The organism is Rhizobium sp. SJZ105 (genome assembly GCF_007828365.1).
Lineage (GTDB): Bacteria > Pseudomonadota > Alphaproteobacteria > Rhizobiales > Rhizobiaceae > Agrobacterium > Agrobacterium tumefaciens.
Genome location: NZ_VIUP01000001.1, coordinates 463,865 through 488,854 on the forward strand (window position 1 = coordinate 463,865; position 24,990 = coordinate 488,854).

The following is a 24,990-nucleotide window of genomic DNA, read 5'->3' on the forward strand; positions in this document are numbered from 1 at the left end:
GCTTTGTCTAGGCTGCGTCTTCAATCGCAGCGTTTGGTTTGGCGAAGGCAAAGCCTTCGAAAAGTCTGCGGGCCGTTCTCACAAGCCCGGCTGTTATTGCTCCGTTCCGCATCTCAAGTTGCACGTCCAGCCGACCGGCGGGATGCTCGATGCAGATCTGGGTCGGAACAGATCGATTTCCCGCTTGTTCAAATGCCACGGAGCCTTCCGTGATCGCTGCGGTTGCTATGCCAACGGCGCCGGTCGTTGCCAGGGCAGGGTGGCACTCATTGGGCATGAAGTACCGGACAGACAGAGTGCCTCCCTTGCGGGCCGGCGCTATGATCACGGGTTTTGGTATGACCATATCCGTTACATCCCCCATCCCCATCAATTTGCCTGCCTGAATGCGAATGCGGGTCAATCGTTCGATGAGATCGCTATCGGAAGTCAGGGTCTGCGGATCTTCATATCCCGTGACGCCGAGGTCCGCTGCACGCATTAGGACCATCGGAATTGCGCAGTCTATCGCCGTCACATCTATTCCCTCAACCGTGTCGACAGGGTTTCCGGTCGGCAACAGTTTTCCGGTTTTCGCACCCGCCGCATCCACGAAAGTCAGGGCGATCGGTGCAGCCAGACCCGGAACGCCGTCGATGGATGCGTCTCCGAGATAAATTACTTCGCGACCACGCGTCGGCACCTTTGCCTCGATCAATTTTCCGGTGTTCACGTTGTGAATGCGAACCACGGTATCGCTTCCCCGAGCCTCGACAAGTCCCGCTTCGATCGCAAAGGGACCGACCGCGGCCAGCATATTTCCGCAATTGGGCGAATAGTCGACATACTGCCTGTCGGTACGAACCTGGGCGAAGAGATAGTCGATGTCTGCGCCTTCGACGGTGGAAGGACCTATGATCGCTACTTTCGAGGTGACCGGATTGCCGCCTCCTATCCCGTCTATCTGCAGCGGATGACCGGAACCCATGATGGACAAAAGTGCCGCATCCCGTTCCGCTCGATTACGCGGAAGGTCAGACGCCAGGAAGAACGGTCCACGAGATGTTCCGCCGCGCATCAGCACACAGGGTATCTTAAGCAGGTCGTTCATTTATCGCCTCAATCTTGCATTTGGTGGATCAATCCGCCTTGTTGTTGCAATATGAGCAAAAGAATCTAATCTGTTAAATGCAATGTTCGGAGGTATTATTGCGATATGAGCATCAATTGCGAAATTCTGGATCTAAGAGCATTTCAAGCAGTAGTTGAGCTTGAAAGTTTTCATAGGGCTGCCGACGCGTTGCATATTTCGCAACCGGCGCTTACCCGGCGCATCCAGAAACTGGAACAGGCCATTGGCGCGCCACTCCTGGAAAGGACCACACGCCACGTTGCCCCGACAGCGATGGGTCAGGAGGTAATGCCGCTTGTCCGGCGCATGCTGGAGGAGTTCGACGGATCGCTTTTTGCGATGAAAGATGGTGCACATCGGCGCGGCCTCATCACGATGGCCTGCGTTCCAACCGCAGCGTTTTATTTTCTACCCACCGTGATCAAAACATTTAGCAAGCAATATCCGCATATTAGGCTGCGTATCAGAGACCTTACGGCAAACGAGGGGCTGCAGGCGGTTGCGCGGGGCGAGGTGGAGTTCGGGATAAACCTCATGGGTAATTCTGATCCAGACCTGGCATTCGAACCTCTCATCGATGACCCATTTGTGCTGGCGATGCGGAAAGACCATCCTCTGGCGGCTTTCGAAACGATCCAATGGAATCAACTGGAGCCTTACCCGCTGGTTGTCGTCGATCGCTCCAGCGGCAATAGAACGCTTCTGGATGGCGCACTCGCTCGGCACAATCTAAAGCTGAACTGGTTTTATGAGGTGACCCATCTCAATACGTCGCTTGGCTTGGTGGAGGCTGGGTTGGGGATTTCCGTGTTGCCGCGACTGGCTACCCCACAGGATGACCATCCTTTCCTCGTCACGCGGCCGATCGTTAATCCCGTGGTCTCCCGAACCATCGGTATCGTGCAAAGAAGAAGCAGCGCCTTATCTCCCGCCGCGGAGAAATTCGTGGAAATGCTGTTGAAGACCTGGAAAACGCCTTAGGGTTTGCAGCCGTGCATATCACCGTAAAGGGTTGGGTCTGACGCCACGCGGTGTAAGGTCGAGAAACGGGCGAGGGTGACGCCGTCTTCTCAGCGATGGTTGCGTAGTCACGCCGCCTTACCGGCTCTTCTAATAGCGGACCGCCTTGGCGTTCTGGGTCATAGATATGGGTTTTGCTGTTGCCATTTTCGCTGTTGAAGGAAACGGCGACGTGCGCCGCGCCGATTGACGTCAGCAAGCTCAATACTGATCAACCGTACAATGTAGATGTGGTTGAAGATCATAGCCTGCTTATCGACTGACAAGGCATACTCGGCAGCAAGAGCGACGCAGCACCTTTATGAGACTTTTCAGTCCATGTATGATGAAACGCATTTGGTTTCGAGACGCGACACCAATCCATGAGAACATGCTCCATCAGTATCGCTTGAGGAAATAATGTGAGGCGGAAATTGAGTGGTGTTTTGTTTAGAGCGAAAGGATGCGTTACGCTTCGACCCAGTGCGATAACGCAACAACCAGATAAGGTTCAAAACGAGTTCTGAAGGTTGCTAAAGGGTCATTTGGACTGAAAACGCAAGACATTTAAACCAGAAAAGTTCCATAATCTATCTTATGCGATTATCGTATGTAGCCGCAAAGTTAAAGTGTCCTGTTTCTGCAAAGTTGGAATGTCACACTCCCCGGGTCTGATTGACACTTGGGAGATTGCAGATGGGACTGATTACGATGAGCGAGCGCGATTTGCGGCGGATCGAGGTTTTGTCGAAAGTCATAGCAGGTCGAATGACGATGGTATCAGCGGCACATGTACTTGCCCTGAGTGAGCGTCAGGTTCGTCGGCTGCTGGATCGGATCCAAACTGGTGGTGCGGCGTCGATCCGGCACAAGGCCATTGGTCGACCGTCGAACAACCGGATCAATGATGGTATTCGCGACTACGCTGTGGCGCTCGTTCGGGAGAGTTATGCGGATTTCGGACCGACCCTGGCGACCGAGAAGCTTGCCGAGCGTCATGGCCTGCAGGTCTCGCGTGAGACGGTTCGCAACTGGATGGTCGATGCTGGACTTTGGTTGTCGCGCAAGCAGCGGCGGACGTTTCACCAGCCGCGACTTCGACGTGAGGCCTATGGCGAGCTGGTGCAGATTGATGGTTCTGAGCACCGTTGGTTTGAGGATCGCGGGCCAGCGTGTTCGTTGCTGGTGTTCGTGGACGACGCGACCGGCAGGTTGATGCAGTTGCGTTTTGTGCGTTCCGAGAGCGCCTTCACCTACTTCGAGGCGCTGGCGCTTTATCTCAAGCGTCACGGCGCGCCGATTGCCTTCTATTCCGACAAGCATTCGGTGTTCCGGGTGGCAAAGAAGGACGCCAAAGGTGGCCAGGGAATGACCCAGTTCGGGCGGGCGCTGTGTGAGTTAAATATCGAGATTCTCTGTGCAAATTCAAGCCAGGCGAAGGGCCGTGTGGAACGGATGAACCGAACATTGCAGGATCGGCTGGTCAAGGACTTGCGATTGGCTGGCATCGACACGATGGACGCCGGTAATGCATTTTTGCCTGACTTCATGGAGGATTATAACGCACGATTTGCGGTCGTCCCTGCTCGATCTGATGACCTGCACCGACCGGTGAATCTCGCACCGGATCGGTTATCCGATATCCTTTGCAAGCGTGAACAGCGTTATGTTGGATCACAGCTGACATTCTCCTATGAACGCAAACGCATCATGCTGGAGGAGACCGACGTCACGCGCGGCCTTGTTGGTAAATATGTTGAGACCTATGCCTATGCGGATGATCGACTGGACGTGCGCTGGAGAGGGTACTCCCTGCCCTATACGGTATTCGACAAGGATCAGCGGGTCACGCATGCGGCGATCACCGAGAACAAGCGGCTCGGTGATGTCCTGGCGTATATCAAAGAGCGCCAGGACGAGCCCCCCGCGCCTGAGGTGAAGAGCAATAGCGATAAAAATGGTTACATCAAACGCGCTCGTGGACCCGGTCGTCGGAAAGACTTTACAAACGATCCGGCCCTTATTGCGCGGCGCCGGAAAGCATTGTCGCGGCAGCAAGCGGCGGAGTGAAGAGTTTCAAAGCTCAGAATGGGTGTTTCATCACCCGCCCCCGCCCTCTCCTTGCAATCGGAGAGCTGGTTCGGTCGGGGGCTGATCCGCGGTCTCAGTGTGGCATGTCTGAATAGCCGAGACGCCTCAATTGGACATTTCTACTTTGCACACCGGCGGACATTTCAACTCCTCTGCCACATCGTATGCAGTAAGCTGATGAAACTTTCTATGGTCCCGAGCGACTCACCTTCATCAGCGCCGCCTAGACACTCTGTACCTCGCTTGAGCACAATAGCGAGCAAAGGATTTAGAGAAAGCACCTATCCTTGAGTGGGCTTTGAACCCATGAAAGACATTGCTGACGAAATGCCCATGCTTTGGCTGATGCGGCAAAGATTTTGATGATCTGTCGGAACTGATGGGGATTAAATAGTAGCCAGCGGTGTTCTCACGGGTACGACCACGTACTCATGAAGGAGCCTGCGCCATGAAGTACCCTTACTCCATCACTCTCGTCATTGCGGCATTGGCCTGCACGCCTGTATCTGCAAGCCCGTTTTCGTCCGCCGCCGGACGTTACCGTATCGATCCCGCCTCGCACATCGGATTTTCGATTGCACAGGTTGCCGGTCCGGGCATCAACGGCACTATTCCCGATATATCCGGCCGCTTCGATATCGATCCGGACCAACCGTCCAAGTCCTATGTGGAAATCAGTTTGAACCCTTCCAGCGTGAAGACAGGCCAGGAGCGGGTGGAAAATTTCCTGCGGTCCAGCGCGGTTTTTAACATCGCCGCCTATCCGCAGATCGTGTTTCGCTCCAACCGCGTTACGCAGGACGGGCCGCGCAGCGCGGTGGTTGAAGGTGTGCTCACGGCCCGAGGCGTCTCCAGAGCCGAGACGTTTCACGCAACATTCGTTGAGCAGCAAAAGGGTTCCGTCACCTTCCATGTCACCGGAAATATCCCCCGCCTGCCCTATGGCATGGGCGTTGGCGTGCCGCTCTATTCGAACACGGTTGCCTTCGACATAGATTTGAAGGGCGTCAGATAAAAACGACGGAACGTCAAAAAAATCGGCGGGACGGGATTAATTGCCGCTGGCCGGTGTTCTGTCTTGTATCGGACATGGTGTCCGCACCGTTACCTCTCAAAGGACGATCTCATGCGTGAACATCATTTCATTCTGGCAGGCGCTCTCGCGCTCGCCTCCACTGCCGCGCTTGCCGAACCATACGCCGGTGGCGCGGTGGTTGAAACGGCGACGGCAAAGGGCACGATCCTGACTGACGCCAAGGGCATGACCCTTTATACGTTCGACAATGATGGCAATGGCTCGTCAGCCTGCTATGACGGCTGCGCGAAGAAATGGCCGCCGCTTGCGGCTGCCAAAACCGACAAGGCGGATGGCGACTACAGACCACTCGCCCGCAGGGATGGCACGATGCAGTGGTCGCATGATGGAAAGCCGCTGTATCATTGGCAGATGGACAAGAAGCCCGGCGATGTCACGGGTGATGGTGTTGGTGGCGTCTGGCACGTTGCCAAGGAATAGCACCCATGCCTGATTTTCTTGACGAGATCACAAGTTGCATACCGGCGCTTCGACGTTACGCGAATGCGCTCACGCACGACCGTGACACGGCTGACGATCTCGTTCAGGACTGTCTGGAAAGAGCCATCCGCAAAAAGGCGCTGTGGCGGCCGCAGGGGCCGTTACGTCCATGGTTGTACCGGGTGCTGGTCAACGTTTACCGCAACAATCTGCGCGGCAGAAACCGCCGGCCCTCGCAAATCCCGATTGATGATGTTGCCGAGCAGATGTTTGTGCCGGCGCCGCAGACGGGCCGGATCGCGCTTGCCGAAATGGCCCGTGCCATCGAAAAACTGTCAGGCGAGCAGCGTGAGGCCCTCCTCCTCGTCGTCGTCGAAGGTCTGAGCTATGCGGAAGCGGCAAAGGTTCTGGAAATTCCGTTGGGCACTTTGATGTCCCGTCTGGGGCGTGCCCGAACAGCCTTGGCCCGCATGACCCAAGAAGACCAGCCAAATCTCAAGGTGATAAAATGACTGGCAACGAGCCGCAGATAACCGAAGCCGATCTGATATCCTATGTCGATGGGCAGCTCGAAGACAAGCGACGTGATGCCGTTCGCTCCCACCTCGCCTCCAATCCGGCCGATGCGCGCAAGGTCGAGATATGGCAGCGGCAGAATGCGACACTTACGGCTCTCTATCGCCCTGCTGATATCGATGTTTTACCCGAGCGCCTCGATGTTTATCGGATGGAGCGGCGCTTGCGATCGGAGCGTGCAAATTGGCGCAATCTGGCAGCGGCATCCGTTCTCGTTCTGGCAGTTGGACTGACAGGTGGCTGGTTCGGGCGCGGACTTGTGTCGGGGGTCGAGGCACCTGCCCATTCCATCGTGGCGGATGCGACACAGGCGCATAAGTTGTTTGCAAGCGAGGTTCTGCACCCGGTCGAAGTTCGGGCTGATGCCGAGAACGGTTCCAGCCTGCCGAAATGGCTATCAAAACGGCTGGACCGTAAACTGAACGTGCCGGACCTCACCCGCCATGGCTTGTCCCTTGTCGGCGGCCGGGTGCTGCCCAGTTCCGAAGGCGCCGCAGCTCAACTGATGTATGAAGACAAAAGTGGGCAGCGTGTCACTCTTTACATCGTGGCTGCGGCTGAAACGAGCGATACCGCCATGCGGCGCTCCAATGTCGACGCGCTGGAAACAGTGTCCTGGGATGACGAAACAATCCGCTGCGCTCTGGTCGGCAGCCTGCCGTCCGACCGCATGGAGGCTATTGCCAAAGACACCTATCAACAGCTGAGTTAGCCGATGCAATATCTCAAGGGTCATTCCGATAGAGCGACGAGAGGCGTAAGGAGATGGCGAAACACGCCCGCCTCCTTTGGCTTGGTGGCGATCGTTTTCCATTGGACGATCGCGCTCCTATTCCTCGCGCAGCTTGCGCTGGGATATCTCATGAGCCGCGACATCGATCCGGTGCTTCAGTTCAATCTTTTTCAGTATCACAAGTCGATTGGGTTTCTGGTTCTGGCCCTCGCCGCCCCCCGCTTCATCTGGTCGATTTTCAGCAGGAAACCGCGGGCTCTGGATGGTGAAGGGATGGCCTCGAGGTTGGCCGCACGGTCGGCTCACGCCGCGCTGCTGTTCCTTACTCTCGCCGTTCCCCTTGCCGGTTGGGCCGTCGCGTCGACGTCTCCTCTGCAGATCCCCAGTTATGTCTTCGATCTTGTCGTCGTGCCGGGACTACCCATGGCGATCTCCGACCAAGCCGAGGCCTTCTGGACTGAGGTTCACGCTACTCTGGCCTATCTTGCCGCAGTTATCGTCGTTCTTCATGTGGCAGCGGCGCTGTGGCACCATTTCGTCCGCAAAGATCCAACGCTTCGGCGCATGATCCCTTTCAGGGCTGCTGAAGATAACAGGAGCCGCACCGCCTCCCCTCGAAAATAGCTAATAAAGTGTTCTCTGGTAGTCCTTTTCCAGATCGTCATCCAATTTCCGCATCTCATCCTTGTTGCTGGGCGCGCCCGTCGTTTCGTCAAGGATGATTTTGATGAGCGACGGGATCTCGGAGCGATCCTGAAAATGATCCGGGCTCCACAAATGAGACCGCCGAAACGCCTTGGCGCAATGCATGAAAACCTCACTCACCCTGACGACAATCGCGAGTTTGGGCGCACGATCATTGATGCTCATGCTTCTCAGAAGTTCCGGGTCGGTTGCGAGCTTTGCCTGCCCGTTCACACGCAACGTGTCGTCAAATCCCGGTATGACAAACAACAGCCCGACGCTTGGATTGGCAATGATATTGGTCAACGTATCCAGACGATTGTTACCCGGTCGATCCGGTATCGCGAGTGTGCGTTCATCAAGAATCTTGACGAACCCCGCAGGGTCGCCGCGAGGGCTTACGTCAGCACTTCCCGCCAGATTCTGCGTTCCTATGCACAGGAACGGAGAGCGTCTGATAAATTCCCGCGCATGCTCGCCAATGGTGTCCTGACACTTCAATATCGCCAGCGCGTGGGTCGCCTCGAACAACCCTCGAAGCGATGGCTCATCTGTTATTGCAAATTCCGGATCAAGTTCAAACGCCGTCATCATCCTCACCCTTGTGACGTTGCCCCGTTGTTCCCATCAGCTTCACCAGACGAAAACGCCTGGATATTGCTGACATATCGATTGTTCTTCTCTGTCCGCATTTGAGCTGCTTCTAAGTTTGAGGTACGTACCTCAAACTTAGCACTATCGCAGATTTCAATTTCAATCAAGAAGTAGAACCGGCGCCGATAGAGGCACAACAATCACCGAAACGGCTGCGGGAGCCTTTGAGGGCGGGCAATCCTGTACAGACCGTGTAGTTTGTTCTTACCTTAAGGCCCTCGCTATTCACCGACGTTCAAGCGGTCGAAGCGGCCTTGAAGACGGCAAGCTGGTCGGCAAAGGCGCGTTGATAGGCCGGACGCGCCTCACCGCGAGCCACATAGGCTGAAAGGTTTGGATATTCGTCGAGGATGCCTGAGCTTTTTATCCTTTGCAGCACCGATATCATCAACAGATCTCCAGCGCTGAACGCACCGTCGAGCCAGTCGTCGTCACCGAGGCAGCGGGAGAGTTCGCCGAGCCGCTTGCTGATATTTTTATCGATCATCGCTAAGCGCTCTTCGTACCAGCTCTTGTCGCCCTCCAGAAATCGGGCAATCGAGCGGTCAACGATTGGTGGCTCCACCGTGTTGAGCGCGGCGAACATCCAGGTTATCGCCCGTGCCCGCGCATTCACATCCCGCGGCAATAGGCCGGCATTGCGCTCCGCGATGTGGAAAATGATCGCGCCGGATTCGAACAGTACGAGGTCGCCCTCCTCATAGGTCGGGATTTGTCCGAACGGCTGAAGTGCCAGATGCGCAGGTTCCCGCATCGCCTTGAAGGAGAGAAGGCGAACATCGTAGGACAGCCCCGCTTCCTCCAGCGCCCAGCGGACGCGCATGTCGCGTGCCAGGCCCTTGCCGCCATCGGGCGAGCGTTCAAAAGCGGTGATCGTGATCGTCATTGCTGTTCCCCATCGCGTCTGTTTGGAGACTATTGGCTCATTGTGGTCGAGCATCAGCTTTTTGCGCCGGCCGGAAAAGGCAGCGCGTCAGAATAGGCGTTTGCCAGAACGAAAACAATCCTTGTACGTTTCCATGACAGGTCATTAGCGTGCCGTTTGCCGTGGAAAGGGCTGGCCATTTCGCGCAAAAACTCTAAGCTCCTGCGCCGGACGCGGATTGCCAAAACCTTCAGGATTTCGATTTAAATCATTAGGGAGAAACCATCAGATGAGCCTGCGTATAAACGACATCGCACCCGATTTCACCGCCGAGACCACACACGGTCCGGTGAGCTTTCACGAATGGATCGGCGACGGCTGGGCGGTCCTGTTTTCGCATCCGAAGAATTTCACGCCGGTCTGCACCACGGAACTCGGCGCGATGGGCGGCCTGCAGCCGGAATTCGAAAAGCGCGGCGTCAAGATCATCGGCATTTCGGTCGATCCGGTCGAAAGCCATGAGAAATGGAAAAACGACATCCGCACCGCGACCGGCTTTAATGTCGATTATCCGCTGATCGGCGACAAGGACCTGAAAGTCGCGAAGCTCTATGACATGCTGCCGGCGGGCGCTGGCGACAGTTCCGAAGGCCGCACGCCGGCCGACAACGCCACCGTGCGCTCCGTCTTCGTTGTCGGTCCCGACAAGAAGATCAAGCTGGTCCTCACCTACCCGATGACCACCGGGCGCAACTTCGACGAAATTCTTCGCGCGATCGATTCCATCCAGCTGACTTCTAAACATCAGGTGGCGACACCGGCAAACTGGAAACAGGGCGAAGACGTCATTATCACCGCCGCCGTCTCCAACGAGGATGCGATTGCCCGTTTCGGCTCTTATGACACTGTTCTTCCATACCTGCGCAAGACGAAGCAGCCCGGCTGATTTGAAATCGATAAAGGGGCGATGGATCTCCATCGTCCCTGTTTGATCTTACTCGCGGCGCGGCTACGGCTTTATCACGCCGCCGTGGTAGTCGAGCCGGTACACCTCAACGCTGTCCCGATATATGCGCTCCACGCCAGTAAAAGTCAGAAATTCGCCCTCATTGGTATCGACATAGATCATGTCTTCGACCTCGTGGGTGAAGCCGCCGAGGAAGCGCCCTTCCCTGTATAGCGTGGAAAGCGATCGCTGGATCACCCTGCCCGCCACCGCGCCGTCGATTAGCTCAGGGCGGATGATGCGGCCGTAATAATTCATGGCCCAAAGTGGAATTCCCTGATGCCAGACGAGCTCCTGACCGATGAAGTCGGTTCCGCCGAAATAGCTATCGATATAGTGCCAGTCGCCGCTTTGAAAACCTAGGTCGTGTGAGCCGATGCGGGTGGGCGTCGAGGATTTGTTGCCGCCGCCCACATAAGTGGCGGACTTGGCCTGCACGATGAATTCTTCCAGCATCGGGAATACCTCACATCAGGAACATAAAGTGAACATACTGGACTTGTGTGAAGGTCGCAAGCGTATTCCTTACCCTGCCTGTCGCCATATTTTCACAGATGGCGGGCTTGGTAATCGCAGCGTTTGCCCTTAAAAGCGATGCATAAATGATCCTCGAAGAGTGCCCATGTCGCAGACCCCGCAAATCTATGTCGATGCCGACGCCTGCCCCGTGAAACCCGAGATTCTCAAGGTGGCGGAACGGCATGGGCTGGAGGTGACATTCGTTGCCAATTCCGGTTTGCGCCCGTCGCGCGATCCGATGGTGAAAAACGTGATCGTATCGGCCGGTTTCGATGCGGCGGATGACTGGATTGCGGAGCGTGCGGGCGAAAACGATATCGTCATTACCGCCGATGTGCCGCTCGCCGGGCGTTGCGTTGCCAGGGGCGCGCTGGTGACGGGACCGACCGGCCGCGTTTTCGACCAAACCAACATCGGCATGGCAACTGCGATGCGCGACCTTGGCGCACACCTGCGCGAAACCGGTGAGAGCAAAGGATATAACGCGGCTTTCTCGCCGCGCGACCGGTCTGCTTTTCTGGAGACGCTTGACCGTTTCTGCCGCCGTGTCAAAAAATGACCGCGTAAACAGGAAGGCGCAGCCCATGACCCCGGCCAATCCGCAGAGCAACACCTACAGCCGCCATAAGCCTTTCTTCGTCGCTCTTTTTGTTGGCGCCTTCGGCCTTGGCTTGGCGCTGGCATTCGCACGGCCGCTCGCCATCGAAATTGCAGCCATTCTGTTTTTCCTGACCTATCTCGGGCTGGTGGCCTTTCGGCTTCCGAAATTAACGGCCCAGCACCTGAAAGCGCATGCCGATAGTGATGACCTGCCGGCAATGGCCATCATCGCCATTACGCTGATCGCTGCCACCGTCGCCGTCGTTTCACTTTTCCAGGCACTCAACCATTCCGGCGAAACCGTCTGGACGCTGCTGCTCGCCTTCGGCTCCGTGATTTTCGGGTGGCTGACAATCCACACCATGACCGCCTTGCACTACGCCCATCTTTACTGGCGTCCGGAAACCGTTGATGGCAAGCGCAAGCATCGCGGCGGCATGGATTTCCCGGCAACGAAGGAACCCTGCGGTTACGACTTCCTCTATTTCGCTGTTGTCATCGGCATGACGGCGCAGACCTCGGATGTTGCTGTAACCACGACACCGATGCGCAAGGTCACGCTGTTGCACTCCATCGTCTCCTTCTTCTTCAACACGGTTCTGGTGGCAGCGGCGGTCAATGCTGCGGTCGCGCTTGCGGGCTGAACCGGAAAAAACTCTTCATAAAGGAATGGCTTCATGAATATCATCTCGCAAAATACGGCCTTTGGCGGCATGCAGGGCGTATTTTCGCACCCATCCGAAACCCTGAAATGCGAGATGACCTTTGCAGTCTATGTGCCGCCGAAGGCGATCAGCGAGCCGTGCCCGGTTCTGTGGTATCTTTCCGGCCTCACCTGCACCCACGCCAATGTCATGGAAAAAGGCGAATATCGCCGCATGGCGTCCGAACTCGGGCTGATCATCGTCTGCCCGGATACCAGCCCGCGTGGCAACGATGTGCCTGATGAAGTGACCAACTGGCAGATGGGCAAGGGCGCCGGCTTTTATCTCGACGCCACGCAGGAACCTTGGTCGGAGCACTACCATATGTACAGCTACGTGACGGAAGAGCTGCCAGCCTTCATTGGCCAGCATTTCCGCGCGGATATGAGCCGTCAGGGCATTTTCGGCCATTCGATGGGCGGCCATGGTGCTATGACGATTGCGCTTAAGAACCCAGACCGCTTCAAGAGCTGCTCCGCCTTCGCCCCAATCGTCGCCCCCTCCTCTGCCGACTGGTCCGAACCGGCGCTGGAAAAGTATCTCGGAACGGATCGTACCGCATGGCGGCAATACGATGCCTGCTCGCTGGTCGAAGACGGCGCCCGTTTTCCGGAATTCCTGATCGACCAGGGCAAGGCCGACAGTTTCCTCGATAAAGGCCTGCGTCCCTGGCTGTTCGAAGAGGCGATCAAAGGAACCGATATCCGCCTGACGCTGCGCATGCACGAGCGTTACGACCACTCCTATTATTTCATCTCCAGCTTCATGGATGACCATCTGAAATGGCATGCCGAGCGACTGGATTGAGTGGCAATAAACGCGCAGGGCTTAAGTAAAAGAGCGGTGGAGCATCAGAATGTTGCATGTCGTACCGAGTCTATCGGCTAGAGGTTCTCTTGAAAAGGCACTCTCCGCGCGCAGACCGGGCGACGCAATTCTGGCATTCCGCGACGATCTTAGTTGTGGACCTATCGCTTCTATAAAGTCGGCAAAGAGGATGGCGTGGTGGCACGAATATTTAGACTGGCCAGAGACAGAAAGTGAGTTTGACGGATTCTGGGAACAGGTGGATGCCGCTCAGGATCGGATCGTACTTTGGTTTGGCAAATATTCATCAAGCGAACTTGCATTTCGGCTTGCATGGGCAGCGCACATGGATGGGCGGCCTTACGACGTCATCGACGTCTCCAACCTGCATCCTATAATTTACGGACAGGATATTGCGGATACGACGGCGACAGTTGCGAAAGCTGCTGCTCTACTGCTGCCGGAAGGCCTGGCGAAATTGATTGGAAGCGAACAACCCGCATCTGCCGAAGAGGATGCCCGATACCGCAACGAATGGGCACGGCTGCAAAACGAAAATGCGTTTTTCCGTATCGTAACCCCGACTGGCCTAGCCTCGGCAGATCAGGACCATTTTGACGTTTTTCTGATGCAGCAGGCGGACACGAGATGGAGAAAGGCTGCTTACATTGTAGGAAATGCCCTGTTGGAGAGTTGTGACCCATATTTTCAGACAGGAAGTTTGATGCTGACCGAGCGGCTTCAAACCTTGGTGGATCAGGCTCGGCTGGAAGCTGATGGCGATGTGTATGACCTGCATTCGTGCTTGATCAGATTACCCGAAGAAAAGCAGTAAGGTAACCTGCCTGGAGTGGCATCACGGAAACAACGCCGTCGCGAGCGTTGTCGGTCCGGGTCGGCTCAGCCGGAACTCGCGGATCACGCGCTCCGCGACGCCGTAAGCGAGATCCTGCTCGATCGACTGATTGTCGAAGCTGACGACGGTGGCTGTGAATTTGGCCTCGGCGATAACCTCGCCCGTCGCCACCGCGGCCGCACGAACGATGACACGGGCCGATGCCCGTTCTCCAAACAGGAAGGGGCCGCGGGTGACGGATGCGAGGCGAATGGTCAGCACAACGCGCGGTCTGATTTCGCCGCGTGCCGTCGTTTTGATGGCATTCTGTAGTTGCGCATGAATGGATTGCATCAATGCCGGCGCTACATCCGGCCGTGCCGCTACAAAGGCGCCGCGCACATCATAAAGCAGCCGGTCGGCATTGGTCGCCTCTGGTTCCAGCCTGAAAGACATGAGCGTGAAACACGCCAGCACAACAATGCCAAGGCGTTTCAATCGAGTGTTCATGATCTGCGGCTCCCCTAACGTGAGGTAACCGCATATTCGGTCATCAGGGTTAGAAAAGCGTTAAGGCGCGCTCTTCAACGCCTCCAGAACGTTGAGTGCTGCACGCATGTCGATGAGCCTGGTGGCGCGGCGCTCCAGCGCCTCCTCGTCCTCGCCCCAATGTTCGGCGGTCCAGTCCTCGTCAAGATGGGCCAGCGCCCAGGTTTCCTCCAGCGTCAACTGCCCTTCTGCCAGTGCCAGCGCCAGAATGGCGGAGCCGGTCAGCGACGTCATGGTGTGCAGGGCGGCAAGCGCTATCGGCGTATCGTATTTTTTGAGCGTCACGGCAAAGGCTGCAACGGCTTCCCGAGGCTGGTCGCGATGCATGACGCCTTCGACGAGAATGAAGCGTGCGCCGAGAACATTGGCCGCCCAGTCGATCACCGGATCCCAATGGTCCGCCTGCCGCGCCACAAGCGCTTCCGGTTGACCTGCGCGGTAGCACAGGAGATCGGAAGAGGAAAAGCGCAGTATGTCCTCGAAAACCGCCTGGGTGTCGCTGGCGATACCGTCGATGGCGGTGTTCACATGTCGCGAGACCGGCATGACGACCGGGTTCACCACTTCTTTCTGCGCATCCCATTCATCGCGAAGCAGATCCGCAAGCGCCTTCGATGGCAAGACAAGCGGCTTCTTGGCGGGCGTGCGCAAAGGTTTGCCATCGAGATGGATGGTGAAGCCGCCGTCTTCCACGTCAGCAACGGTAACGTCCTTATAGAAACGTTTCGGCAGGGGCCGCTGCATCTGGATTTGGGCGCGAAGGATCGGATCGGGGTGGCTGAGGCCTTCCGAAAGGTCGTTCAGGAGATCACGCATGGCACGTCCTCATCAGTCGAATAGAAAGGATCATTCAAGAATATCGGCGGGAACATGGGCCGGAATTTCGCTCGGATGGCTGACGACGGCGTCTGCGCCTGCCTTCCAGAGATCATCGACCGAGGCGTAGCCCCAGGCAACGCCGATGGCCTTTGCGCCGGCGGCCTTTGCCATCTGCATGTCATAGATAGCATCGCCGATGACGACAGTGTCGGCCGGAACCATGCCGGTTTCATGGCAACATTCCATCACCATGGCCGGATGCGGCTTGGAAGGGCAATCATCCGCCGTGCGCGACACGATGAAATGCTCGGCAAAACCATGCGTTTCGAGAATATGGGTCAACCCGCGACGGCCCTTGCCGGTGACCGCGCCAATCAGCACCTCATCCCGCCTGGCGAGCGTGTCGATCAAGGGCGCGATACCGTCGAACAGCGGCTCGATCATGCCAGGTCGGGCGCGGATCGGGTGATAGATTTCCCGATAGCGCTCAGTCATCGCGCGCGCCTCGTCATCCACATGCGCCTTACCGAGCATGCGGGCGATGGCGATGTCGAGCGTCAGGCCGATAATTGCCTTGGTCTGTGCAATATCAGGCCGTGGCTTTCCGAAATCGGCGAAGGTATCGACCATGACGGCATGGATAAGGCCGGCGCTGTCGACCAGCGTGCCGTCACAATCGAAAAGAACGAGTTTCATCTGATATCAGCCTTCCCTGTCGCCATCGGCCACGTCGAGGCCGAGCAGGTTCCAAGTCTGTACCATATGCGGTGGCAAAGGCGCGCTGACGCGAAGCCGGCCGCCATTCGGGTGCGGAATGTCGATATGGCGTGCATGCAGGTGCAGACGCTTTTGTACACCGCCCGGAAAATCCCAGTTCGGATCATCGATGTAATATTTCGGATCGCCGATGATCGGGTGCCCCATATGCAGTGCGTGAACGCGGAGCTGGTGGGTACGGCCGGTATAGGGCTCCATTTCCAGCCAGGCGAGGTTCTGCGCGGCGGTATCGATAACACGGTAATAGGAAATGGCGTGATCTGCCCCCTCCTCGCCGTGCTTGGCAATGCGCATGCGGTCGCCGTCGGGGGTCTGCTCCTTGACCAGCCAGGTGGAAATCTTGTCCTGATGCTTGCGCGGTACGCCGCGAACCAGCGCCCAATAGGTCTTCTTGGTATCGCGCTCGCGGAAAGCGGCCGTCAGCTTCTGTGCAGCACCTCGGGTGCGGGCCACTACCAGCACGCCCGACGTGTCACGGTCCAGACGGTGCACCAGACGCGGCTTTTCGCCCTTCGGGCTGGTCCATGCTTCCAGAAGCCCGTCGATGTGACGGTTGACGCCCGAGCCGCCCTGCACGGCAATGCCAGCCGGCTTGTTGAACACCAGAACCTTGTCGTCCTCATGCAGCAGCATGCGCGCCAGAAGTTCGCCGTCTGCCGAATGTTTGAGGTCCCTTGATCCGATCGGTCCGCTTTTGACCTTGAGGTCGGAATCAACAGGCGGCACACGCACCATCTGCCCCGGCTGCACCCGTGCGTCCGTCTTCACCCGGCCGCCGTCCACACGCACCTGTCCGGAGCGCAGCAGCTTTTGCAGCTGCCCGAACCCCAGACCCGGATAGTGAATCTTGAACCAGCGATCGAGGCGCATACCGGCCTCGTCGGCCTCGACCTTGATATGCTCGATACCTGCCATGAAATTTCCAGTCTCTCTGTCTTGATCGCGCGCCCTGTTATCCGGCGCACCGTTTGGAGCAAGCCTTTAGAACAAACTGCGGCCCAAGGCCAGCCCGGCAAAAACCGCCGCGATGGAAACCACCAGGCTTGCCGTGATGTAAACCGCTGAAAGGCCGAGCGCGCCACGTTCGAAAAGCGCTACCGCATCCAGCGAGAAGGACGAAAAGGTGGTGAAGCCACCGAGAACGCCGGTGACCAGAAACAGACGCATTTCCATGGACGCGTTCAGCCGCCTTGCAACAAGCTCAACCAGGAAACCGATGAGAAAGGATCCGACCACATTCACCGCCAGCGTTCCCCAAGGGAAAGTCATGCCGACAAGGCGCACACTCAACAGACCCACGAGATAGCGGAAAACCGAACCGATTGCGCCGCCTGCTGCGACAAGAGCGATATTCAGCATTTGGGGAATGTCTCCGGAGAAATACCCGACGGGTCTGTTGAAGACGTTTTCTAGAACATAGCCACGGGTGGTGAAACCCCCTCGTCCCGACCTTTTTTCGATTAAAACTCGATTAAATTGCACGTCCGCGATTTAGGCTTCCAACAAGAAGCAGGTGCTAATCTGCGGTTTTACGGGTCGGCGAAGGATGGCCGGAGGTTGGATGACACAGGTTCTTTCCGTTTCTGCAAACACTGCGGCCTACGCACTGGAGGCCGTGAAGCCGTCGCAGCGTGTATCGCGCAGAAGCGAGGTTGAGGAAGCCATTCACGAATTGGCGCGCAAGGCCGAACAGGGAGACGATTTCCAGTTGAGAGCCTTGCTCACCGCCATCAAGCCGCCGGCCTTGACCCTCTATTTCCTGACAAGCGCCAGCCATCGGCACGCCCCCCAGACAACACTCGATCAGGCCGTGCAGGCCTACGAAGAAAATCAATCCAATAAAAACTTATAATATCAATTCTATATCCATATTTATTAAATCGATTTATGAGTTTTTTGGTGCGCATTTCGCCCGTTCAGGTTGTTGTCAGATTCAAATTTTAGTCCTTCGGTACCAACTGGAGGAAGATCATGATTTATATTGCCCGTCACGTCACAGCCACCACGATCGCGCTCCTTGTTTCGGCGCCGGCTTTCGCGGCCACGACCATCAAGGTCACCGAAGGCGGTGAAGGTGGCGGACCAATGACACTCGTTATGGACCAGACGACGGTCAAAGCCGGTGAAGCCGTGTTTCATGTGCATAACGATGCCATGAGCGAGCAGCACGAAATGGTGCTCGTCAAGCTGAAGTCTGCAGACGAAAAAATACCGCTCAATACCGCGAAACACCGTGTCGATGAAAAACAGCTTAAAAGTCTTGGCGAAGTGGCCGACCTGAAGCCCGGCGGCGATGGTCAGCTCAAGGCAAAGCTTACGCCCGGCACATATCTCCTCTTATGCAACATAAAAGGTCACTACGAAGCGGGTATGCAGGCCAAGCTGACTGTTACAAAATAATATTGGTCGAACAAGCTGAGGCTGCCGGATGAGTATTGCGTTCCGGCAGCCTCTTTTTTGCGTCAGTTGTGCTGGTGAGCGTTCTTGTCGTCACCACCCTTGGCCGAGCCTGCGGAAAGCACAATCTCGACCTTGCCAGCCTTTTCAAAGATCAGCGTCACCGGCACCTTGTCGCCTTCGGCGAACGGCTTCTTCACGTTGAAGAACATCATGTGCAGGCCGCCGGGCTTCAGCTCCACTGTCTCGCCGGCGGGAATGACGATGCCGTCATCCAGCTTGCGCATCTTCATGACGTCGTTGACCATGGCCATTTCGTGAATTTCCGCACGGCCGGCGGCGGAGGATTCGACGCCGATCAGCTTGTCGTCGCTGGAACCGGTATTCTTGATCGTCACATAACCGCCGCCCACGGGCTGACCGGGCAGCATCGCCTTTGTCGCGCCAGCCGAAAGCTCGAGACTGCCAGCCTTCACCACGTCCATATCCATATCCATGGCCATAGCGGAATGATCATGCCCGCCGGCATGGGCTTTTGCGGTAACGCGGATGGTCGGCGCCGGGCTTTTCAACGAATGCGGATCGACGCCTGCGGCCGCCACCTCGTCCCAGGAAACCTTGCCTTTGTCGCCGCAAAGCTGCGTCACCTTGAAGGGAAGGTCCTGCCCGGCCTCTATGCCGGAGATTTTTCCCTGAACGGCAAAGGTGTCATAGAATTCATCCGGCAGATTGCCGCCCTTCCAGCGGATTTCGACCGCGCCGCTTTTGATGTCCTTTCCGTGGTTCTTGTAGGCTTTCTGATAGTCGCCCTTGATGACCTCAAGGTCCCAACCGGCCTTGGGCTGCGGCTTGGCAGTGATGAAGCCTTCCGGCAGCTTGATCTGCACTTCTGTGGTGGCAAGTCCGCCATCGCAGCCATGCGGCACCTGAAGTGCGGCAACGATGGTGCTTTCCTGTTCGGCCGAACCGTCAACGAAGGTCGTATGGGCGAAGGCCTGCGCCGTGGAGACGGAGGCGACGAACAGGGTGCAGGTGATGATCTTGGTGGTTTTCATTTGTTTGTCCTTGAGACTGCGGCGCCATTGGCCCGGGCAGCTGCTCCGTGCCGCCACCCGGCGGCGATGATCCTGTGAAACGAAGAGATCAGGCGGACAGGGTTGGTGGGCCGCGTGCGGACGGTTTGCGGATCGTCTGGACCGAGTGAAAGCCCCATTCCGCGGTCAGGCGATTGTCGAGCCAGGCGAATTCCGTCCTCAGCCAGCCGGCCGCATCGGGCACCGGCAAGAGAATGGACGAGGCCAGCAGGCAGGCCTCGCAAAACAGGATCGCATCGCTTGAATGGGCGGGGCCGTCATTGGGGTGCGAGGCATTTACCCCGCCGCTGTGGCCTAGGCAGATTTCGGCAAAGGTGCCGTCCGGCAGCCGGTAACTCTCATCCAGAAGAACGGCAGGTGCCGCGGCGAGCGCGGGCTTGTGGGCAAAACCAAGCGACAACATCAAAAGCGCACAGAAAATGCGAAGCATTTTCTCCACCCTTGTCAGCGGTCGTTTTCGATTTGCGTCCATCTTCTGGCGATACCCCTCTTTCTTTCCGATTTCAAAGGGGAAATTTGCCGCAGGCCCAACCGCTCAAAGGAACAATCGATACAGGGCGGCATTTCCTCTCCAATACGGATCGTTTCGGAAGGAGTACCGACATGCCAGCCAAATCGAAAGCCCAGCAGAAAGCCGCGGGTGCGGCGCTGGCCGCCAAACGCGGTGAAGTCAAGAAATCCAGTTTACAAGGTGCTTCAAAAAGCATGGAGAAGTCCATGACAGAAAAGGAACTTGATGAATTGGCGTCGACAAAGCGCAAGGGTCTGCCGGAGAAAAAATCAGACTGACGGCACGCCTCACGCATGGAACTCGCCGTGTATCTAGCCAGCGATGGCGCAGATGGAGCAAAAATCTGTTCAGATGCGTCATTTCGTCCTTGCCAATGACCGGGCTTCGAAGATAATGAGCCTCGCATCATCGTTGGGAGAAACCGCTTCATTGCGGTGCCGAAGGAGCAACCGCCCCGGAAACTCTCAGGCAAAAGGACCACCGGTGACGACGAAACTCTGGAGAGAAGCCACCTTTGATAAGGACGGCTCGCCGAAGGGATAACAATCTCAGGCGACAAGGACAGAGGGGGCTCTTGAACCCGGCGCGTTTTTCGCGTCATGACCTGAGCCCGCGCGATCTTTCGCGCAACCCTGGAGGCGTCCTTGGACGATACCGCCGAGCTTAAAATCACGCCGCTCCATTCCCTGCATGTTTCCCTTGGCGCCCGCATGGTGCCTTTCGCCGGTTACGACATGCCGGTGCAATATCCGGCGGGCGTGCTGAAGGAACATCTTCAGACCCGTACCTCTGCTGGCCTCTTCGACGTGTCCCACATGGGCCAGGTTATCGTGAAGGCGAAGTCGGGCAACAATGCCGACGCTGCAATCGCGCTTGAAAAACTGGTGCCGGTTGACATTCTGGGCCTAAAGGAAGGCCGCCAGCGTTACGGTTTCTTCACCGATGAAAACGGCTGCATCCTCGATGATCTGATGATCACCAATCGCGGCGATCACCTTTTCGTCGTCGTCAACGCGGCATGCAAGGACGCCGATGTCGCCCATATGAAGGCGCATCTTTCTGACACTTGCGACATTACCCTTCTCGATGATCGGGCGCTGATTGCGCTTCAGGGGCCACGCGCGGAAGCGGTTCTGGCCGAGCTTTGGGCCGGTGTTTCCGAAATGAAGTTCATGGACGTGCTGGAAGTTCCGCTGCACGACGTTCCCTGCATCGTTTCCCGTTCCGGTTATTCCGGCGAGGATGGTTTTGAAATCTCCGTGCCTGCCGAAAAGGCGGAAGAGATCGCCAAGGCCCTGCTTGAGCATCCTGATTGCGAGCCGATCGGGCTTGGAGCGCGCGACAGCCTTCGTCTTGAAGCTGGCCTTTGTCTCTACGGCAACGATATCGATACAACGACCTCCCCGATCGAAGCCTCGCTTGAATGGGCGATCCAGAAGGCGCGCCGCGCCGGTGGTGATCGCGAAGGCGGTTTCCCGGGGGCAGAGCGTATTCTCGGTGAACTCAAGGACGGCACATCACGTCGCCGCGTCGGACTGAAGCCAGAGGGCAAGGCACCGGTGCGCGGTCATTCCAAGCTTTTCGCGGATGCAGAAGGCAAGACGGAAATCGGCGAAGTGACTTCCGGCGGCTTCGGTCCGTCGGTCGAAGGTCCCGTTGCCATGGGTTACGTCCCTGCGGCCCATACTGCTCCCGGCACGGCGATCTTTGCGGAAGTGCGCGGCAAATATCTGCCCGTCACCGTCGCTGCCCTGCCCTTCATCAAGCCCACCTACAAACGATAATCTTCATCCCATCTCCGGAGAGAATACGATGCTGAAATTTACCGCAGAACACGAATGGCTGAAGTTCGAAGGCGATATCGCCACCGTTGGCATTACCAGCCACGCCGCTGAACAGCTTGGCGACCTCGTCTTCGTCGAATTGCCGGAAGTGGGCGCCACCTTCTCCAAGAATGGCGACGCGGCGACCGTTGAATCCGTCAAGGCGGCTTCCGATGTCTATTGTCCGCTGGATGGCGAAGTGGTGGAAATCAACCAGGCCATCGTCGACGATCCCTCGCTGGTCAATTCCGATCCGCAGGGTGCTGGCTGGTTCTTCAAGCTGAAGCTCTCCAACGCCGCGGATGCCGATACGCTGCTCGACGAGGCAGCCTACAAGGAGCTGATCGCGTAATGACGACGCCCACGGAATTCCATTTCACCGACTATCAGCCATATGATTTCGCCAACCGGCGTCACATCGGGCCGTCGCCGTCGGAAATGGCGGAGATGCTGAAGGTCATTGGCTACAAGAGCCTCGATGCCCTGATCGACGCTACCGTTCCCTCCTCCATCCGCCAGAAGGTGCCGCTGACCTGGGGTGCAGCGCTGACCGAACGCGAGGCGCTCGACCGCCTGCGCGAAACGGCCAACAAGAACCAGGTGCTAACCTCGCTGATCGGCCAGGGCTATTACGGTACAATCACGCCGCCGGTGATCCAGCGTAACATTCTGGAAAACCCGGCATGGTACACAGCCTATACGCCTTACCAGCCAGAAATCAGCCAGGGCCGCCTTGAGGCGCTGCTGAACTACCAGACCATGGTCTGCGATCTGACCGGCCTCGATGTCGCCAATGCATCGCTGCTCGATGAAGCGACCGCCGCTGCCGAAGCCATGGCGATGTGCCAGCGCGTCGCGAAGTCCAAGGCAACCGCCTTCTTCGTCGATGCCAATTGCCATCCGCAGACCATCGCGCTGATCGAGACACGCGCGGCGCCACTCGGCTGGAAGGTTATCGTTGGCAATCCCTTTACCGATCTCGATCCTGTCGACGTGTTCGGCGCGATCTTCCAGTATCCGGGTACCCACGGTCATGTCAGCGATTTCTCGGGCCTGATTTCCCGCCTGCACCAGACGGGTGCCATCGCTGCCGTTGCCGCCGATCTTCTGGCGCTGACGCTGTTGAAGTCACCCGGTGAAATGGGTGCGGATATCGCCATCGGCACCTCGCAGCGTTTCGGCGTTCCGGTCGGCTATGGTGGTCCGCATGCGGCTTACATGTCCGTCAAGGATGCACATAAGCGCTCCATGCCTGGCCGTCTGGTCGGCGTCTCAGTCGATGCGCGCGGCAATCGCGCCTATCGTCTGTCGCTGCAGACCCGCGAGCAGCATATCCGCCGCGAGAAGGCTACCTCCAACATCTGCACCGCGCAGGTGCTGCTTGCAGTCATGGCGTCGATGTATGGCGTCTTCCATGGCCCGCAGGGCATCAAGGCGATTGCCCAGCAGACCCACCAGAAAGCCGTTTTGATGGCCAAGGGCCTGGAGAAGCTTGGCTACGTCATCGAGCCGGAAACCTTCTTCGACACCATCACCGTCGAAGTCGGCCATATGCAGGGCGTCATCCTGCGCTCGGCCGTTGCGGAAGGTGTGAACCTGCGCAAGGTCGGCGCGACCAAGATCGGCATGAGCCTTGACGAGCGCACGCGTCCCGCGACGCTTGAGGCGGTCTGGCGCGCTTTCGGCGGCAATTTCTCGATCTCGGATTTCGAGTTGGAATATCGCCTGCCGAAGGAACTGCTGCGCACCAGCCAGTACATGACGCATCCGATCTTCCACATGAACCGTGCCGAAAGCGAGATGACCCGTTACATCCGCCGTCTGTCGGACCGTGATCTTGCGCTCGACCGCTCGATGATCCCGCTCGGTTCCTGCACCATGAAACTGAACGCAACTGCGGAAATGCTGCCCATAACGTGGCCGGAATTTTCCGACATCCATCCCTTCGTGCCAGCCAATCAGGCGCTCGGTTACAAGGAAATGATCGATGACCTCTCGGAAAAGCTGTGCTCGGTCACCGGTTACGACGCCTTCTCCATGCAGCCGAATTCCGGCGCGCAAGGGGAATATGCGGGGCTCCTGACCATCCGCAACTACCACATCGCCAATGGCGGCGCACATCGCGACGTTTGCCTCATTCCAACCTCGGCGCATGGCACCAATCCAGCGTCCGCGCAGATGGTTGGCATGAAAGTGGTGCCCGTGAAAGTGCGGGAAAATGGCGACATCGATATCGACGATTTCCGAGCAAAAGCAGAGCAGTATGCGGAAAACCTCTCGTGCTGCATGATCACCTATCCGTCCACCCATGGCGTGTTTGAGGAGACGGTTCGCGAGATTTGCGAGATCACCCATAAACACGGTGGTCAGGTCTATCTCGACGGCGCCAACATGAACGCCATGGTCGGTCTTGCCCGTCCCGGCGATATCGGTTCCGACGTCAGCCACCTCAACCTGCACAAGACCTTCTGCATCCCGCATGGCGGCGGCGGTCCGGGCATGGGGCCGATCGGCGTCAAGGCGCATCTTGCTCCCTATCTTCCCGGCCATCCGACGACGGACGGTCGTGAAGGTGCGGTGTCGGCTGCCCCCTTCGGCTCACCGTCGATCCTGCCGATTTCCTGGAGCTACTGCCTGATGATGGGCGGCGAAGGGCTGACGCAGGCGACCAAGGTTGCGATCCTCAACGCCAACTACATCGCCGAACGGCTGAAGGGTGCTTACGACGTGCTCTACAAGTCCGAAACGGGACGTGTGGCGCATGAGTGCATCATCGACACCCGCCCGCTGGCAGACAGCTGCGGCGTGACGGTGGACGACGTTGCAAAGCGCCTCGTCGACTGCGGTTTCCATGCGCCGACCATGAGCTGGCCGGTTGCCGGCACGCTGATGATCGAGCCAACGGAATCCGAGACCAAGGCGGAAATCGACCGTTTCTGCGATGCCATGCTGGCGATCCGCGAGGAAGCCCGCGACATCGAGGAAGGCCGTGCGGACAAGACCAACAATCCGCTGAAGAACGCACCGCACACGGTGGAAGACCTCGTAGGCGAGTGGGATCGTCCCTACAGCCGCGAACAGGGTTGCTTCCCGCCCGGCGCCTTCCGCATCGACAAATACTGGTCGCCGGTCAACCGCATTGACAATGTCTATGGCGACCGTAACCTCATCTGCACCTGCCCGCCGATGGAGGCTTATGCCGAGGCCGCCGAATAAAGACATCGGTACGAACGAACTTATGAAGGCCCGGAGCGATCCGGGCCTTTTTCGTTCCGGACACAAGCCCCAAGACCGGGCGACCACGTCACATGCGATTGATC

Annotated in this window: 29 protein-coding genes and 1 riboswitch; of the genes, 18 read left to right on the forward strand and 11 right to left on the reverse strand. The window is 57.5% G+C overall.

Translation table 11 applies throughout. The features are described from left to right. Nucleotides 1-7: 7 nt before the first annotated feature. Nucleotides 8-1,090: a 4-oxalomesaconate tautomerase gene (locus FB593_RS02355; protein WP_113473207.1), complete on the reverse strand. Its 1,083-nt coding sequence runs from the start codon at nt 1,088-1,090 to the stop codon at nt 8-10. Between the two features lie 105 nt (nt 1,091-1,195). Between FB593_RS02355 and FB593_RS02360 the strand changes: the two genes are divergently transcribed. From FB593_RS02360 to FB593_RS02390, 7 genes are all read left to right on the forward strand, one after another. After that, nucleotides 1,196-2,092 carry a LysR family transcriptional regulator gene (locus FB593_RS02360; RefSeq protein ID WP_003515217.1) on the forward strand — a complete coding sequence of 299 codons (897 nt, stop codon included), beginning with the start codon at nt 1,196-1,198 and terminating at the stop codon, nt 2,090-2,092. Nucleotides 2,093-2,806: 714 nt separating this feature from the next. Then, nucleotides 2,807-4,180, forward strand: a complete 1,374-nt coding sequence (locus FB593_RS02365; protein WP_112392152.1) for an ISNCY family transposase — start codon at nt 2,807-2,809, stop codon at nt 4,178-4,180. A gap of 469 nt (nt 4,181-4,649) precedes the next feature. Then, on the forward strand, nt 4,650-5,216 hold the full coding sequence (locus FB593_RS02370; protein WP_112289961.1) for a YceI family protein: 567 nt from the start codon (nt 4,650-4,652) through the stop codon (nt 5,214-5,216). A gap of 111 nt (nt 5,217-5,327) precedes the next feature. Further along, nucleotides 5,328-5,717, forward strand: a complete 390-nt coding sequence (locus tag FB593_RS02375) for a hypothetical protein (RefSeq protein WP_003513000.1) — start codon at nt 5,328-5,330, stop codon at nt 5,715-5,717. 5 nt (nt 5,718-5,722) lie between these two features. Beyond that, complete coding sequence (locus tag FB593_RS02380) at nt 5,723-6,229, forward strand: sigma-70 family RNA polymerase sigma factor (RefSeq protein WP_112391580.1); 507 nt, start codon at nt 5,723-5,725, stop codon at nt 6,227-6,229. Beyond that, complete coding sequence (locus tag FB593_RS02385) at nt 6,226-7,005, forward strand: anti-sigma factor family protein (protein WP_112289957.1); 780 nt, start codon at nt 6,226-6,228, stop codon at nt 7,003-7,005. The genes FB593_RS02380 and FB593_RS02385 overlap by 4 nt, the downstream gene beginning before the upstream one ends. A 3-nt stretch (nt 7,006-7,008) precedes the next feature. Then, nucleotides 7,009-7,650: a cytochrome b gene (locus tag FB593_RS02390; protein WP_112289955.1), complete on the forward strand. Its 642-nt coding sequence runs from the start codon at nt 7,009-7,011 to the stop codon at nt 7,648-7,650. Here the strand turns inward: FB593_RS02390 and FB593_RS02395 are convergent, their stop codons facing one another. Continuing rightward, nucleotides 7,651-8,301: a pyridoxamine 5'-phosphate oxidase family protein gene (locus FB593_RS02395; RefSeq protein ID WP_145166302.1), complete on the reverse strand. Its 651-nt coding sequence runs from the start codon at nt 8,299-8,301 to the stop codon at nt 7,651-7,653. A 298-nt stretch (nt 8,302-8,599) separates the two neighbouring features. Next, on the reverse strand, nt 8,600-9,250 hold the full coding sequence (locus tag FB593_RS02400) for a glutathione S-transferase family protein (protein ID WP_065704583.1): 651 nt from the start codon (nt 9,248-9,250) through the stop codon (nt 8,600-8,602). Nucleotides 9,251-9,518: 268 nt separating this feature from the next. On the opposite strand from FB593_RS02400, the gene FB593_RS02405 reads away from it, so the two are divergent. Further along, nucleotides 9,519-10,175, forward strand: a complete 657-nt coding sequence (locus FB593_RS02405) for a peroxiredoxin (protein ID WP_003512980.1) — start codon at nt 9,519-9,521, stop codon at nt 10,173-10,175. 63 nt (nt 10,176-10,238) lie between these two features. Here FB593_RS02405 and FB593_RS02410 read toward each other — a convergent pair whose 3' ends face one another. Beyond that, complete coding sequence (locus tag FB593_RS02410) at nt 10,239-10,691, reverse strand: DUF5680 domain-containing protein (protein WP_112289952.1); 453 nt, start codon at nt 10,689-10,691, stop codon at nt 10,239-10,241. 166 nt (nt 10,692-10,857) lie between these two features. Between FB593_RS02410 and FB593_RS02415 the strand changes: the two genes are divergently transcribed. The 4 genes from FB593_RS02415 to FB593_RS02430 are packed head-to-tail and all read left to right on the forward strand — an operon-like array spanning nt 10,858 to nt 13,700. Continuing rightward, complete coding sequence (locus FB593_RS02415; RefSeq protein ID WP_003512976.1) at nt 10,858-11,313, forward strand: YaiI/YqxD family protein; 456 nt, start codon at nt 10,858-10,860, stop codon at nt 11,311-11,313. Nucleotides 11,314-11,338: 25 nt separating this feature from the next. Continuing rightward, nucleotides 11,339-11,998: a DUF1345 domain-containing protein gene (locus FB593_RS02420; RefSeq protein WP_013636061.1), complete on the forward strand. Its 660-nt coding sequence runs from the start codon at nt 11,339-11,341 to the stop codon at nt 11,996-11,998. Between the two features lie 33 nt (nt 11,999-12,031). Continuing rightward, nucleotides 12,032-12,865, forward strand: coding sequence for an S-formylglutathione hydrolase (gene fghA, locus FB593_RS02425; protein WP_112289950.1), 834 nt, complete (start codon nt 12,032-12,034; stop codon nt 12,863-12,865). Nucleotides 12,866-12,914: 49 nt separating this feature from the next. Next, nucleotides 12,915-13,700 (forward strand): DUF3658 domain-containing protein, encoded by a 786-nt coding sequence (locus FB593_RS02430; protein ID WP_081626714.1) that lies wholly within the window; start codon nt 12,915-12,917, stop codon nt 13,698-13,700. A 21-nt stretch (nt 13,701-13,721) separates the two neighbouring features. Here the strand turns inward: FB593_RS02430 and FB593_RS02435 are convergent, their stop codons facing one another. From FB593_RS02435 to crcB, 5 genes are all read right to left on the reverse strand, one after another. Continuing rightward, nucleotides 13,722-14,210 (reverse strand): hypothetical protein, encoded by a 489-nt coding sequence (locus FB593_RS02435; RefSeq protein WP_013636057.1) that lies wholly within the window; start codon nt 14,208-14,210, stop codon nt 13,722-13,724. A gap of 60 nt (nt 14,211-14,270) precedes the next feature. Continuing rightward, a complete protein-coding gene (locus tag FB593_RS02440; RefSeq protein ID WP_003512964.1) occupies nt 14,271-15,065 on the reverse strand; it encodes an ATP12 family chaperone protein in 795 nt (264 codons plus the stop codon). Nucleotides 15,066-15,095: 30 nt separating this feature from the next. Next, entirely contained in the window at nt 15,096-15,764 is a 669-nt protein-coding gene (locus FB593_RS02445) for an HAD family hydrolase (RefSeq protein WP_003512962.1), read from the reverse strand. A 6-nt stretch (nt 15,765-15,770) separates the two neighbouring features. Next, on the reverse strand, nt 15,771-16,760 hold the full coding sequence (locus FB593_RS02450) for an RluA family pseudouridine synthase (RefSeq protein WP_003512960.1): 990 nt from the start codon (nt 16,758-16,760) through the stop codon (nt 15,771-15,773). A gap of 66 nt (nt 16,761-16,826) precedes the next feature. Next, nucleotides 16,827-17,204 (reverse strand): fluoride efflux transporter CrcB, encoded by a 378-nt coding sequence (crcB, locus tag FB593_RS02455; RefSeq protein ID WP_013636055.1) that lies wholly within the window; start codon nt 17,202-17,204, stop codon nt 16,827-16,829. A 202-nt stretch (nt 17,205-17,406) separates the two neighbouring features. Between crcB and FB593_RS02460 the strand changes: the two genes are divergently transcribed. Both FB593_RS02460 and FB593_RS02465 read left to right on the forward strand, forming a co-directional pair. Beyond that, entirely contained in the window at nt 17,407-17,697 is a 291-nt protein-coding gene (locus FB593_RS02460; RefSeq protein ID WP_019565563.1) for a hypothetical protein, read from the forward strand. Between the two features lie 119 nt (nt 17,698-17,816). Continuing rightward, entirely contained in the window at nt 17,817-18,245 is a 429-nt protein-coding gene (locus FB593_RS02465) for a plastocyanin/azurin family copper-binding protein (RefSeq protein WP_065688278.1), read from the forward strand. Between the two features lie 62 nt (nt 18,246-18,307). Here the strand turns inward: FB593_RS02465 and FB593_RS02470 are convergent, their stop codons facing one another. Continuing rightward, a complete protein-coding gene (locus tag FB593_RS02470; protein WP_019565561.1) occupies nt 18,308-19,297 on the reverse strand; it encodes a copper chaperone PCu(A)C in 990 nt (329 codons plus the stop codon). Between the two features lie 88 nt (nt 19,298-19,385). Further along, nucleotides 19,386-19,766 carry a hypothetical protein gene (locus tag FB593_RS02475; RefSeq protein ID WP_081308534.1) on the reverse strand — a complete coding sequence of 127 codons (381 nt, stop codon included), beginning with the start codon at nt 19,764-19,766 and terminating at the stop codon, nt 19,386-19,388. A 173-nt stretch (nt 19,767-19,939) separates the two neighbouring features. Here FB593_RS02475 and FB593_RS02480 point away from each other — a divergent pair, with 173 nt between their 5' ends. From FB593_RS02480 to gcvP, 4 genes are all read left to right on the forward strand, one after another. Beyond that, a complete protein-coding gene (locus tag FB593_RS02480) occupies nt 19,940-20,125 on the forward strand; it encodes a DUF3008 family protein (protein WP_003496099.1) in 186 nt (61 codons plus the stop codon). 124 nt (nt 20,126-20,249) lie between these two features. After that, nucleotides 20,250-20,337: riboswitch (glycine riboswitch) on the forward strand. Between the two features lie 154 nt (nt 20,338-20,491). Further along, nucleotides 20,492-21,631, forward strand: a complete 1,140-nt coding sequence (gene gcvT / locus FB593_RS02485) for a glycine cleavage system aminomethyltransferase GcvT (protein ID WP_111783086.1) — start codon at nt 20,492-20,494, stop codon at nt 21,629-21,631. A 28-nt stretch (nt 21,632-21,659) separates the two neighbouring features. Next, nucleotides 21,660-22,022 carry a glycine cleavage system protein GcvH gene (gcvH, locus tag FB593_RS02490; protein ID WP_003512948.1) on the forward strand — a complete coding sequence of 121 codons (363 nt, stop codon included), beginning with the start codon at nt 21,660-21,662 and terminating at the stop codon, nt 22,020-22,022. Then, complete coding sequence (gene gcvP, locus FB593_RS02495; RefSeq protein ID WP_003512945.1) at nt 22,022-24,886, forward strand: aminomethyl-transferring glycine dehydrogenase; 2,865 nt, start codon at nt 22,022-22,024, stop codon at nt 24,884-24,886. The genes gcvH and gcvP overlap by 1 nt, the downstream gene beginning before the upstream one ends. The last annotated feature ends 104 nt before the right edge of the window (nt 24,887-24,990 follow it).